The sequence below is a fragment of the Nocardia sp. N2S4-5 genome, assembly GCF_044628355.1.
Taxonomy (GTDB): domain Bacteria; phylum Actinomycetota; class Actinomycetes; order Mycobacteriales; family Mycobacteriaceae; genus Nocardia; species Nocardia wallacei_B.
Map to the genome: position 1 here is coordinate 1,544,579 of NZ_JBIUPM010000001.1, position 12,745 is coordinate 1,557,323.

The 12,745-nt window shown below is 69.8% G+C and carries 13 protein-coding genes; 4 read left to right on the forward strand and 9 right to left on the reverse strand.

Going from position 1 to position 12,745, the window contains the following annotated elements:
• Positions 1–79: 79 nt before the first annotated feature.
• Entirely contained in the window at positions 80–742 is a 663-nt protein-coding gene (locus ACFMRZ_RS06760) for a hypothetical protein (protein ID WP_400178353.1), read from the reverse strand.
• Between the two features lie 2 nt (positions 743–744).
• On the reverse strand, positions 745–1,557 hold the full coding sequence (locus tag ACFMRZ_RS06765) for an SAM-dependent methyltransferase (protein WP_400178354.1): 813 nt from the start codon (positions 1,555–1,557) through the stop codon (positions 745–747).
• A 210-nt stretch (positions 1,558–1,767) separates the two neighbouring features.
• Here ACFMRZ_RS06765 and ACFMRZ_RS06770 point away from each other — a divergent pair, with 210 nt between their 5' ends.
• Positions 1,768–2,199, forward strand: coding sequence for a hypothetical protein (locus tag ACFMRZ_RS06770; protein ID WP_400178355.1), 432 nt, complete (start codon positions 1,768–1,770; stop codon positions 2,197–2,199).
• 19 nt (positions 2,200–2,218) lie between these two features.
• Here the strand turns inward: ACFMRZ_RS06770 and ACFMRZ_RS06775 are convergent, their stop codons facing one another.
• Positions 2,219–2,506 carry a putative quinol monooxygenase gene (locus ACFMRZ_RS06775; RefSeq protein WP_400178356.1) on the reverse strand — a complete coding sequence of 96 codons (288 nt, stop codon included), beginning with the start codon at positions 2,504–2,506 and terminating at the stop codon, positions 2,219–2,221.
• A gap of 239 nt (positions 2,507–2,745) precedes the next feature.
• Between ACFMRZ_RS06775 and ACFMRZ_RS06780 the strand changes: the two genes are divergently transcribed.
• Positions 2,746–3,669: a TAXI family TRAP transporter solute-binding subunit gene (locus ACFMRZ_RS06780; protein WP_400178357.1), complete on the forward strand. Its 924-nt coding sequence runs from the start codon at positions 2,746–2,748 to the stop codon at positions 3,667–3,669.
• A 6-nt stretch (positions 3,670–3,675) separates the two neighbouring features.
• Here the strand turns inward: ACFMRZ_RS06780 and ACFMRZ_RS06785 are convergent, their stop codons facing one another.
• The gene (locus ACFMRZ_RS06785) at positions 3,676–5,097 is read right to left on the reverse strand and encodes a sensor histidine kinase (RefSeq protein WP_400178358.1); all 1,422 of its coding nucleotides are present in this window, start codon (positions 5,095–5,097) and stop codon (positions 3,676–3,678) included.
• A 15-nt stretch (positions 5,098–5,112) separates the two neighbouring features.
• A complete protein-coding gene (locus tag ACFMRZ_RS06790; RefSeq protein ID WP_280271795.1) occupies positions 5,113–5,772 on the reverse strand; it encodes a response regulator transcription factor in 660 nt (219 codons plus the stop codon).
• A 544-nt stretch (positions 5,773–6,316) separates the two neighbouring features.
• On the opposite strand from ACFMRZ_RS06790, the gene ACFMRZ_RS06795 reads away from it, so the two are divergent.
• Complete coding sequence (locus ACFMRZ_RS06795) at positions 6,317–6,958, forward strand: hypothetical protein (RefSeq protein ID WP_400178359.1); 642 nt, start codon at positions 6,317–6,319, stop codon at positions 6,956–6,958.
• Between the two features lie 24 nt (positions 6,959–6,982).
• Here the strand turns inward: ACFMRZ_RS06795 and ACFMRZ_RS06800 are convergent, their stop codons facing one another.
• Both ACFMRZ_RS06800 and ACFMRZ_RS06805 read right to left on the reverse strand, forming a co-directional pair.
• Positions 6,983–7,939: a patatin-like phospholipase family protein gene (locus ACFMRZ_RS06800; protein ID WP_400178360.1), complete on the reverse strand. Its 957-nt coding sequence runs from the start codon at positions 7,937–7,939 to the stop codon at positions 6,983–6,985.
• 171 nt (positions 7,940–8,110) lie between these two features.
• Positions 8,111–9,745, reverse strand: coding sequence for an ABC-F family ATP-binding cassette domain-containing protein (locus tag ACFMRZ_RS06805; protein WP_400178361.1), 1,635 nt, complete (start codon positions 9,743–9,745; stop codon positions 8,111–8,113).
• A 495-nt stretch (positions 9,746–10,240) separates the two neighbouring features.
• Here ACFMRZ_RS06805 and ACFMRZ_RS06810 point away from each other — a divergent pair, with 495 nt between their 5' ends.
• Positions 10,241–11,569: a protein kinase gene (locus ACFMRZ_RS06810; protein ID WP_400178363.1), complete on the forward strand. Its 1,329-nt coding sequence runs from the start codon at positions 10,241–10,243 to the stop codon at positions 11,567–11,569.
• Positions 11,570–11,626: 57 nt separating this feature from the next.
• Here ACFMRZ_RS06810 and ACFMRZ_RS06815 read toward each other — a convergent pair whose 3' ends face one another.
• Entirely contained in the window at positions 11,627–12,016 is a 390-nt protein-coding gene (locus tag ACFMRZ_RS06815) for a VOC family protein (protein ID WP_400178364.1), read from the reverse strand.
• Positions 12,017–12,046: 30 nt separating this feature from the next.
• Positions 12,047–12,721, reverse strand: a complete 675-nt coding sequence (locus ACFMRZ_RS06820) for a cupin domain-containing protein (RefSeq protein WP_400178365.1) — start codon at positions 12,719–12,721, stop codon at positions 12,047–12,049.
• Positions 12,722–12,745 lie beyond the last annotated feature (24 nt).

Genomic DNA, 12,745 nt, shown 5'->3' on the forward strand with positions numbered 1-12,745 from the left:
GGATCGCAGGACCCCCTGTCCGGCAACAGCGTTGCGGTCAGGCCGAGCGGAATCGATCGACGGTCAGCGGACCTGATCGCTATTCCGCCAGCGCGTCCAGCGTCCGGCGGACCTGGGCGCGGGCGATCGCATCCAGTTCGGCGTCGCTGACCATCGGCAGCGCCCCTTGTTCGCGATTCAGATTCAGCGCTACCCGCACCGAGACGTTGGCGTCCCGCACACAGACGACGTAGGTCGTTCTGGTGACGAGGTCGCCTTCGATTTCGGAGTGCCAGTAGCCTCGAGCGCCGATCCCGGTGACCTCACCCGACGCCGATCTCGCTCCGGTGGTGACGACGTCGCTGTGCTGCCAGTGATCGTAGAAGGGCGGCGCGGCGCCGCTGGTGAACTCGGCCTCGACCCGCATCCCGGCTTTGTTCAGCGACTCGGTGGAACTCGTGTAGCCGATAATGCAACGCAGACCGCCCGCGCCGTACACCGACGGCCGGGTCTCCGCGTGCTCGGGCTCACCCTTCGGCACGGCGGACCACTTGGTCAACGGCGAGGCATCGACGGAATCGCATGCGTTGGTAACCCTGTTCATCGAATAGGTGCGGGGCGCGGCGACCGGACTCGGCGCCACGCCGCCGGACCCGCTATCACCGCCGATCCGGATGCCCACGGCCACACCGATACCCAGCACGACCACCATCCCGGCGATCGCGGCGACGATCAGCACCGTCCAGCGGCGACGAGGTGCCATGCTCAGCGCTTCAGCGCGACCGCGCCGTAGAGCGACACCTGCTTGTCGTGGCTCGGTGGATGCTCGATCCCCTCGCTGCGCCAGCGGTGGATCACCTCGACACCGGGTTCGACCAGTTCCAGCCCGTCGAAGAACCGCGCCACCTCGGCCCGCGTGCGCGGCTGCACCGGAATCCCGCGGTCCACGTAGACCTGCAACAGGCGCGCCATGCCGTCGGGATCGTCGGGGCCGTCGTCGAATTCGGTCGTCACATGCGACATCGCCAGGTAGGAGCCGGGCGCCAGCGGCTCCATCAGCGTCCGCACGATCTCGTACACATCGCCGGGCACGAAGTGCAGCAGCGCCATCAGCGACACCGCCACCGGTCGCGAAAGATCCAGTGTCGCATCCAGTTCCGGCGCGGCGAGAATGGCCGCCGGGTCGGCGGCGTCGGCCTGCACGTAGGCCGTGCGGCCCTCGCGCGTACTCACCAGCAGCGCCCGCGCGTGGGCGAGCACGATCGGGTCGTTGTCGACGTAGACGACGCGGGATTCCGGCGCCACCTCCTGTGCGACCTGATGGAGGTTCGGCGCGGTCGGGATACCGGTGCCGATGTCGAGGAACTGGCGGATGCCCTGCCCGGTCAGATAGCGCGTGACATGCCGCATGAACTCGCGATTGGTGCGCGCGGTCACCCGGACCGCCGGAAACTGTTGTAAGGCCTGCTCCGCCGCGTCCCGATCGGCCTCGTAGTTGTCCTTGCCGCCGAGGAAGTAGTCGTACATCCGGGCCGAGTGCGGCACGCCGGTGCGCAGGTCGATCTGACCGTCGGGCACGGCAAAGCCTCCTAGTACGTTGACATCCGAAAAATCCGTCCCTTGGAGGTATACCGCATCGGCCCGCAACCCGCGCCGGTCCGGCGCGACGCCCGTGCCCGGTCTCCCGGGGAGTGGAGAAAGATCAACCACTCGACGTGGCGCAGCCGACACGCCGAATAGCGTTCAGAGCTGGGAAGGTTCGGGTCCGCGGCAGGCTAGATTCTGCGCATGATCGCACGCAGAACGATTCGAGGGTTTGTCGTCGCATCATCGTCCGCCGCCGTCCTAGCCGTCGCGGGTCTGGCCGGGGCGACCATCGTCGCGCCCAGCAGCGCGTCGCTGACCGTGTCCGGCACCACGGTCACCGCGACCCTGAGCCGGATCAGCACCGATCTGCCCGGCGGCACCGTGCAGTGCACGCTGCTGGTCGACGGTGACCAGCAACAGAATTCGCTGTCCACGCGCGAAGCCGCCCCCGCCGACTTCACCCTGGACCGCGAGGTGACCGAGGGCGACCACCTCGCCCTCACCTATTGCGCCGATTTCCCCGCCGGCTCCGACACGCCCAGTTCCTACCCCACCCTGGCCTGCGCCAAGATCTCCGTCCCGGCCGGAACCGCCGAAGCCCTGCCCGCCGACCGCTGCTACCTGCCCAACTGACCTTTACCCCGGAAACCCGTCACACCGCGTCGAAGTACTCGATCTTCGGCGCGCCGGCGAGCAGCGGTGCGAGCCGCTGCCCGGCGGCGCGGAAGTGCTCGGACTTGCCGTGCTGTTCGAGGGCGGCCTCGTCGTCGTACAGCTCGAAGATCCGATACGAGTTCGGGTCCTGCTTGGACCGCACCAGCCGGTACGCCCGGTTACCCGGCTCGTTCCGCTCGATCTGGACGACGAGATCGGCCACGACGGATTCCAGTTCGGCGCCCTTCCCGTCCTGCACGGTCAACTCGGCGATGACAGCGATCATGCGTATTCCTTTCGCGTATGAACCGACCATTCGGCTCCGTACTCCGCTCCACAGCTTAAGCCGCCCGGCCGGAACCGCTGTCTCTCGCCGACGGCGTGGCCGACCCGGAACCGCCTGCTCCCACCGGCGGCGGCACCGCGTTGACAGACGCCGGGGACACGGCTGCAATGACCCGAACCGCACCGATCACCAGTGTGCCGACGCGGCGCGGGCGAGGCAGACGATCAGGAGCACCATTGATGTATGACGGCGCTCCCGTACTGCGGCGCCGGGCATTGCTCGGCCTGACCGCCGCGCTGGCACTCCCCGGCTGCGGCGCCCGGGGCGACATCGAGTCCGTCCGGCTCGGCTCCGGCCGGGCCGGTGGGCTGTTCCACGAGTTCGCGCACCTGCTGGCCGACGCCGCGGCGCGCGACAGCACGGTGCGCATCGAGCCGATCGTCACCGACGGGTCGCTGGCGAATCTCGACCTGCTCGCCCGCGGCGAGATCGACGCCGCGCTGTCGCTGGCGGACACGGTGGCCGCCACGGGCACCCGCGCGCGGGCGATCGGGCGGCTCTACGAAACCTACATCCAGCTGGCGGTAACCGCCGACAGCCCGATCCGGCGGGTCGGCGAGCTGCGCGGCGCGCGAATCGACCTGGGCGTCAGAGGATCCGGAGGGTCCAGCACCGCGGAGCGGATGCTGCGCGCGGCGGGCCTCGACCCCGCCCGCGATGTGGTGAGCGGCAACCATGAGCTGTCCGACGCGGTGGCCCTGCTGCACACCGGCGCGGTGGACGCGATCGTCTGGGGCGGCGGCATACCGACGCCGGGACCCGACATCCCGGCGCGGGCCCGGCTGATCGATCTCGGCGAGATGGTCCCCGCCCTGCGGCAGCGGTTCGGCTACGACTACGACCGGGTCGCGATACCCGCCGACGCCTACCCGGGCAGCCCCGGACTCGCCACGATCGGCGTGCCGAATCTGCTCCTCGCCGGGCCCGGACTCCCCGACGCGACAGTAGCGAGCATCACCAGGCTCCTCGTGCACAGCGCCGACGGGCTGATGCCCGTGCAGGCCTTGGGATTCCACTTCCTGAACCGCCGCTGGCTGGTCGGCACCGGCAGCGTTCCGCTGCATCCCGCGGCCGCCGCGCAGTACCGCGACGAGCACGGCTGACCACGCTCAGTCGCCGCCGGGCGGCAGCCGCACCGACGCGCGCAACCCGTGCGGCCGCACCGCCGACACCGTCAGCGTGCCGCGATGACGCTGCGCCAAGGCCGCCGCGATCGGCAGCCCGAGCCCGGTCCCGCCCGCGGCGGCGGCTGCACCACGGTAGAAGCGGGTGGTCAGCTTGTCGAGTTCGTCCGGCGCGACACCGACGCCGTCATCGGTCACCGAGACGACCACGCCGTCCCCCGTTTCCCGCAGCGACACCTCCACCCGCGCTCCCGCGCCCGCGTATCGGCACGAATTGCTCAGCAGCACATCGAGAATCTGCACCAGGGCATCCTCGGGAACGGCGACCTCCACCTCGCGGGACGGCAGGACCAGCGCGACCGCCTGTCCCGCCTCGTGGCAGGCGGGCTGCCACGAATCGACCCTGTCGTCGATGATCCGCACCGCGTCGCAGCGGCTCGGAAAGTCCGAATCGGTATGTTCCGCACCGAATCCCGCGGGCGTCTCCGCCACGGCCAGCCGTAACAGTCCGTCCAGCACCGCCTTCAGCCGCTCCACCTGAGCGACGGCCCGCCGGAACGACTGCGCGGCCTGGTCGGGAATCGAGCGCCCGAGCTGATCCAGCCGAATAGTCAATGCCGCCAACGGGTTTCGGATGGCATGGGCGGTATCGGCCACCAGCTGCCGCTGCGCGTCCACCGCCTCACCCACCGCCTGCGCCATCGCCTCGAAGGACCCGGCCAGATCCCGCACCTCCGGCGGTCCGCCGTAATGCCGAGTGATCGCCGTGGGTTCGGGGGGTGCGGTCGGGCGCGGCAGGGTCTGGGCCAGCGTGGTCACCGATCGCGACAGCCGTGCCAGCGGCCGCAGCACCCAGCGGGTGACCACCAGCGCCAGCCCGGTGCACAGCAGCAGCGCGGTCCAGGTCCCGAGCGAGATCAGCACCCAGCGGTCGAGGATGTCGTGCTTGGCCCGCACCGTGGAGGCCTCGATGAGCACGGCCCCGCCGACCTGCATCCCGGCCCCGATCGGATGCGTGATCTGCATCGTGTCGGAATCCCAGGGCCGCAGCCGATGTGGCGGCGCGACCGCATGCCGATTGCTGCGGACCGCCGCCAGCAGTGCGACAGTACGCGCGTCCGCGGTGTCCACGCCGGTATTGGCGAACTCGCCGCCGCGGGCGTCGACGACGAGTACGCGATCGGAATAGAGGTCGCGATAGCGTCGCATCTCGGTGTCCAGGATGGACCGGTCCCCGGTGGCCATGGCGTGCACGGCCAGGTCGGCGAACCACTCGGCGTCCACGTATCGGTCGAACCACAACTGCTGGGTCCTGGCCGTAGAACTCGTCGCGGCCAAGGGGGCGGCGAAACCGGTCACCGCGAACGTGGCGAAACACAACAGGATCACCAGCAGCTGTCGGCGCACGTTCCCACTCTCGCGTCACCGGCCCCAGCGGTAGCCGAACCCGCGGACCGTGGTGATCAGGCCCGGTCTGCCGAGCTTGCCGCGCAGGGTGGAGATGTGCACGTCCAGCGACCGCGACACCGCGGCGAAGGCGTCGCCCCACACCCGGTCCATCAGCACCTCGCGGCTCACCGCCGATCCCGGCCGCTCCACCAGCGCCTCGACCAGGTCGAATTCCTTCTGGGTCAACGTGATCGGCACTCCGCCCGCCACCACCTCGCGCGCCGCCAGGTCCACGCGCACGTCGCCAGAGACGACCACCGACGACTCCGGGCCCGACGCCACCGCGACGCGCCGGGAGACCAGTTCGATGCGGGCGATCAGCTCACCCACGCGCGGCGGTTTGACCAGATAGTCGTCGGCGCCGCCGCGCAGGCCGCGCACGATCGTGCGCTCGTCGTCGCGAGCGGTGAGGATCACCACCGGGATCGCCGACACCTCGCGCAGCTGCCGCAGCACCTGCAGTCCGTCGCAATCGGGCAGCCCGAGGTCGAGGATGACGACGTCGTAATGGCGATGTCCGACAAGCAGATCGAGGCCGCGGGTCTTGCGCTCGGCGTGGTAGCCGTGCTCGGTGAGCACCTCCACGAGGGCGTCCCCGACATCCTCGTCGTCCTCGACGATCAGCAGACGCACCCGCCGATCCGCACCCGCCTCGCGAACCCGGCTCTCAGTCGGCATGCACACGGCCCGTCGCGGCGGCACGAGTTGCCGTGTGCCCGCGCCGATCCCGATCACGCCGGTGCCGCGCACCCCGCCGGGCCGGCCATTCCCCCGTCGGCCAGCACAGCGCCCCGATCACGATCAGGACTTCTACGGCGATGACCGCCCAAGCCACTATCTGAAACACCGGTCATTCTCCTAGCTCGATACCCGCCCGGCGCCGACCGGCCGCAAGCGACAGCCCGGCGCGACCCGTACAGCCTAGAGACCGCTTGTTCCGGATTCGAGGAGCAGACGCGACGCTTTCGGCACCGAACCCGACATTCCGCACCGGTCCCCGGTGACCGGGACACCACCTCAAAGGACTGTAAAAACCCCAACACCGAATTCGCCCAACGCCTTTCGCGTGTTTCAATGGCGTCGCGTGTGCCGCGGCGGAGTCGGCACACGACCCGCCGTTCCAGGCGCGGCGGCCGAGAATCGGCCGCTGTCATCACCGATCCTTAGGACCGAAAACATGACCGACCCCAATCAGCCCCACCCCGGCATGCCACCCGGCGGGTGGCAGCCACAACAGCCGTACGGCGCGCCGCCGCCACCCGGCCCCGGCATGCCGCCACCCTACGGTGCGCCGCCGCAGCAGCCCTACGGCCCGCCGCCCGGTCACGGTCAGCCACCGCCGTACGGGCAGTATCCCTACCCACCGCAAGGCGGCGGCAAGAGCCCGCTGCCCTGGATCCTCGGCGGTGCGGGCATTCTGGTGCTCGTCCTGGTGGTCGGCGGGTTCTTCCTGTTCTCCGGCGGCGGCGGACTGCCGGGGACATCCAGCAGCCCGCGCGACGTCGCACAGCAGTTCGTGGACGGCGCGAGCGAGGGCAAGGACAACAGCGCCCTGATCTGCAAGGCGGACAAGGCGAAGATCGACAGCGCGGGGAAGACGACGGTCACGCCGTCCAAGAGCCCGAAGGTCGAGGTGAAGACGACGCTGAAGAGCGTCGACGTGCCCGACGGCGCCGACAAGGGCACCTTCACCGTGGAGTCGCAGGTGAAGATCGGCGCCAAACCCACCACCCATGCCCTGACCTACGATCTGGTCAAAGAGGGCGGCGAGTGGAAGGTCTGCGGTTTGCTGAAGGGCCTGAACGGGCCGGGGCTGTAACACCATCCGGCGGCGGTCGCCGCGTCAGGTGACCGGCTGGATCCGATCGCCGTCGACGGCGCCCTCCGCCGCACCGAGCACCTCGGGGTCGACCACGTTCAGCAATTGCGCGTCGGTCCGGGAACGGATCCAGGTCGCCGCGATGTCGTAGCCGCTGTCGAACAATTCCTCCGGCGATCGCCCCGGTGTCCGGAGCGCCGCACCGTAGGGCTGCTGCGCGAAAACGGTCGCGTCGCGCAGGGCCGCGTCGTGAAAAGGCCGCGGCCGGTTGCGAATTGCCCGCAGCGACGGGTGCAGTACGGGAAAGAGCAGCCCGCCGCGGCTGTTGTACGGCTGCGGCCCGTAGAGGTCGAGCACCAGCGCGCGATGGGGCGCGAAGATGTCGCGCGGAACGCGGTGGTGGCAGCCGCCGTCGAAGATGTTCTCGAGGCCCGCGGCGGCGGGCAGCGCACCGGGGATTCGCGTCGCGGCCACGAGCGCGTCGGCGACCGGGAGGTCCGACACGCCGAGCTTCGGCAGGTCCCGCGGCAACACCAGGGTGCCGTATTCAGCCGAGTAGACCGGAATAATCAGCGTCGACGCCGCCTCGTGCCCCGGTACGGTCGGCTCGAGAGCGAAGTCCGCAAAGGTGCGATCGCCGACCACGGCATAGGCGAGTTCGCGAATTCGCGCGTCGGGATACAGCACACGGCGCGCCAGAAAAGCGCGAAAACTTCTCGCCCCCAGGACGTCGGATTCCGGATAGGCGATCGCGATCTGCCGTGTCCGCTCTCGCGTCATTCCGAGCGCTGTCGCCGCCGCCGCGATCGCGCCGCCGCTGACACCGGCGACAATCGGCTGGAACGGGACAGCACCCGGCATGCCGCTCCCGGCCCGCCGGTCGGCGAGCGCATCCACGGCCCCGCTCGCCATCCCCACCATCATGCTGAGACTCCGACCGGCCACCCCGGCGAGAATGCGCACCACAGGCTGCTGCGTCAACGCCCGACCCTCTCCGCGGGCCGAGCCGCTGAATTACCGAACAATGTCCGCGCCGATCCGGACTCGTGCCCGGATCCGCGCACAGAAAGCTAGCATCGGCCATTCGAAGCCGCAGACCGGAATCGGCAACTTTACAGTCTCTTGAGACTGGCCGCCGCGGCCCTCGCCGGATTATCGAATTCGCGTTCGCGGTAATTCCGCGAGGGCGCCGCGCCGGTGCAGAGTGCCGTCGGCGCGGAGTTCGAGAATGGTGTCGATGCCGAGGCGGGACAGGAACGGGTGGTCGTGGCTGACCACGAGAATCGCGCCCCGGTAGTCGCTCAGCGCTTCGACGAGCCGGTCGACGCTGGCGATGTCGAGGTTGTTGGTGGGTTCGTCGAGTACGAGCAGCTGGGCGGGCGGGTCGGCGAACAGCAGCCGGGCCAGCGATACCCGGAAGCGTTCGCCGCCCGACAGGGTCGACACGGGCCGGTCCGCACTGTCGCCGCGAAGCAGCAACCGCGCCAGCTGGTTTCGGATGACGGCGGGCGGGCTGCCGGGCGCGACGGCACGCACGTTCTCGACCGCGCCCGCGCTGTCGTCGAGCCCGTCCAGGCGCTGCGGCAGGTACCCGACGCGGTCGGTGAGCAGTGTCCCGGTGACCCGGCCCGGCGGCCTGGACCCGGCGCCGAGCAGGTGCTCGATGAGGGTCGACTTTCCGGCGCCGTTGGCTCCGGCGAGCGCGACCCGTTCGGGTCCCTGTATGACGAAAGTGCTGTCGCCATCCCGGAATTCGGCGAGGCGACGCCCACGGGGCACGTCCGGGTCGGGCAGGTCGAGGTGGATGTGCTCCTCGCGGCGGACCAGCGACTCGGCGTCGGCGAGTGCCTGTTGCGCCGTGCGGACCTTCGCGTCGAGGCCGGTTCGCAGCGCGCCCGCGGAGACCTGCGCCTTGGCGGCCCGGTTGCCCGCCAGGATGCGCGGGATGCCGCCGTGCTGCTGTGTCGCGCGGGCGGTGCGTTCCCGGCGCGCGAGCTTGGTCTCGGCCTCGACGCGCTGGCGTTTCTCGGCTTTGAGCGCCTGCTCGGCCGTGCGCGCGGCCTGTACGGCGGCGGCCTGCCGTTCGTCGGCGTGCCGTTTCCAGGCGCTGTACGGGCCGCCGAATACGTCCAGTTCCGCCGCGTGCAGTTCGGCGGTGCTGTCCATGTGCTCGAGCAACTCCAGGTCGTGGCTGACCACGACGAGAGTGCCGGGCCAGCTGTCGACCAGCGCGGTCAGACGGGTCCGCGTGGCTCGGTCGAGGTTGTTGGTCGGCTCGTCGAGCAGCGTGATCGGTGTGCGGCGGATCCGCAGCCCGGTGAGGGCCGCCAGCATCGCCTGACCGCCGGAGATCTCGTCGGTGCGGCGGTCGAGATCGGTTGCGGTGAAACCGATCTCGTCGAGTTGCTGTTCGGCGCGGGCCTCGATGTCCCAGTCGTCGCCGACGATGTCGAAATGCCGTTCGTCGGTGTCACCGGCCTCGATGGCGCGCAACGCGGTCAGTGTGTCGGCGATGCCGAGCAGTTCCGCGAGTGTGGTGCCGTGGCCGAGGGTCAGGGTCTGCGGCAGGTATCCGATTTCGCCCTCGACGTCGATGCGACCGGAGGTGGGTCGCAGCAGTCCGGCGATCAGCCGCAGCAGGGTGGATTTCCCGGCGCCGTTGCGTCCGACCAATCCTGTTCTGCCGGTAGTGAATACGCCGTCGAGATGGGAGAGCGCGACCGTGCCGTCGGGCCATTCGAAGGTCAGGTCGTGCACGATGATCGGCGCGTCGGGAGATGTCGGCATGTCTGGTGACTCCTTGTGCCCGTGGGGATGCCGAGATAGCCGAGCGCGAACGGCATCGGCCCCACCGGTCTTACCGGAGGACGAAATGCCGCGGCCGACTACCGCGGAATGAGGTGAGAGAAGCGACGACCGAGCACGCCGACAAGCCCGCACGCATGATCCGCACGCGAACTCGGCCGTTCACCGAATGCGGTGAACGCGCGACCCGGGACCGCCGCCTACGAACAGGCGGCTAGAGTCTGTCGACCTCGATGAGCACGCGGCCACTCTACACCGCCGAGCGACGAACCCTCAGGCCGGGCACAGCGCTCGGCACCCGAACCGGAGCGAATTCGTTTCACTGCGGGACACCGGTCTGGCGCGGTCGTACCATGACCGGATGCACGAACCTCTCCCCTGCCGCCGGGCGACCGGGCATGCTCGGATCCGCGGCTGTTGCGGCGCTACGGAGTCCGTGGGCTCCGACGCGCTCGATGAGCCGGGGGCGAACGGGTCGTGAGGCACGATGCCGGGGAGCGCCGATTCGGGCGCTACCGGCTGGATCGGTTACTCGGTAGCGGGGGCACCGGGCTGGTGTGGCTGGCACACGACACGCTCGAGCAGCGCGAGGTCGCCCTGAAGGTGCTCGCGGCCGCCCCGGTCGACGTCTCGCACCGGCAGCGTTTCACCCGGGAGGCCCGTCTGATCTCGCAGCTGCGCAGCCCGTACCTGCCGCGGGTCCATGCGTTCGGAGAGATCGACAATCGCCTCTACCTCGCCATGGATTATCTCCCCGGCAGCACCCTGGCCACGCTGCTGAGCGTCGGGCCCCTGCCGCCGGCCACCGCGGCGGCCATCGTCGCCCAGATCGCGAACGCGCTGGAGACCGCCCATCGCGCGGGCGTGACCCACCGGGACGTGAAGCCCTCCAACATCATCGTCGATGCCGGCGGCACCGCCCACCTGATCGACTTCGGCACCGCCTACCGCGCCGACCAACCGGCCCTCACCCTCGACGGCAATGTCGTCGGCACGCTCGGCTACCTGGCGCCCGAACGGTTCGACGGCCGCGCGGACGCCCGCTCGGACCAGTATTCCCTGGCCTGCGTGCTCTACGAATGCCTCACCGGCCGAAAGACTTTCGGCGACGCCGACGCCGCCGGACAGGTACGGGCGCATCTGACCCAGGAGCCGCCGCCCGCCTCCTCGATCAACCCTGTCCTGCCCACCGCGATCGATGCGATCCTCGCCCGCGCCCTGGCCAAGGACCCGCGGCGGCGCTGGCCTTCGGTCGGCGCGTTCGCCGACGCCGCGCACATCGCGATCACCGGCCGAGACGCTCCGACCGTCGACAGCGCCGTCGCCACCAACCCGGCCATACCGGCTCGGGTGTGGCGCACACCGGGATACAGCGCGATCGCGCTGCTCGCACCGTTGACCGAACCGCTCGTCGCGGTCACGGCGCTGGCGTTACTCGCCGCGGCGATCGGTGCGGCCCTGTGGTTCGGCCGACCGGGAACGCTCGGGACCGACACCGCTCCCGAGCGCATACCGGGGCCGGAGAGCGGGACGGCGCAGACGACCGCTCCCGAGCCTCCGCTGGTGTTCGATTCCGCGCGGCCGCACGCCGAAATCGGCCGGCCGCTCCCGGCCACCGGCCCGTTCTGTCCCGAGGGCGGCGGCTGCCCGCCCGCGTTTCCCGAACCGGCGGAGAGTATTCCGGAGCCGTCTCTTTCGACACCACACGGCAACGGCAACGGCAACGGCAACGGCAACGGCAACGGCAAGTCGGATCACGGTAATCGCGGGCAGGGCAACGGCAAAGCCGGAAAACCCGAGAAGTAGTACAGCGTGGCCACGGTCATCGGTCACCACCGTGCAGGACCGGGTCGTCCGGCGGCGTCAGCGCACTACCTCGGCGATGCCCAGCATGTTGCCCTCGCTGTCGCGGAACCACGCCGCCCGCTCGCCGCGCCCCTTACTCGGGTAGTTGCCCTCGATATCCATGATCCCGCCGACGCAACCCTCGTACTGCTCGAACACCACTCCGCGAGCGCGCAATTCGCCGACCGCCGCTTCGATGTCGTCGACGTAGAAGCCCATCTGCGTGAACGACCCGTCCGACGCCCCCGCGGAGGCGAACAGGCAGAAGACACCCGCCGCACCTTCGTAGCGCAGACCGCCGTCGCGTTCCTCGACCGGTTCGAGGCCGAGCTTCTCGGCGTACCAGCGCCGAGCGCGACCGAGATCCTGAGTGGGAATGCGAGCTTCGATCCGCGCGTCGTTCAGCATCGTCGCATGATAGTCCGGCGGCCCCCGACCTCAGTGGCGCCGGGCGTAGTCGGCGGCTGCCGTCCAGTCGATGAGCACGCAGGGCTCCTCGCCGACGGTCCAGGCGTCGTGTCCCGGCGGGCAGACCATGAAGTCGCCGGCGCCGACCTCGCCTTCGGATCCGTCGTCCAGCACGATGTGCATCCGCCCGGAGACGCAGTATCCGACGTGGGCGGCCTCGCAACTGTCGGTGCCCGCGATCGGCTTGACATGGGTGGACCAGCGCCAGCCCGGGAGGAAGGTGCCGCGGCCGACCGCGCCGGATGCCGCCGCGAGGACCTCGAGCCGGCCGCTGCCGGCCTCGAATCGCCGTGTCTCGTCAGGCGTGTCGAAACTCCGCACCTGGAGGCCGGGTGTCTCGTGGGGAGCCATGTCGTCCTCGCGGACCAGGTCCAGGTTGCGGAATACCGCCGGCCCGTCGCAGAGTGCGGCGAGCGATTCGGCGAACCCGGCCGTCTCGGGCATCGCGGAGTTCGCCATGGCCTGTTCGTAGGACGGGAATTCCACGATCTGCAGATACGTGTCGTCCTGATCGCGGTCCTTGGTCTCCATGCTGTGCGTCGCGGCCCGCTTACCCTGGGTTACCGCGAGCCACTGGTCCAGATTTCTGTTGAATTCGTCGAGTCGTGTGGTCTTGAACTCGATCGTCTGCACGAATTTCGTCATGTCCGGTCACCTCACCGTTCGGCC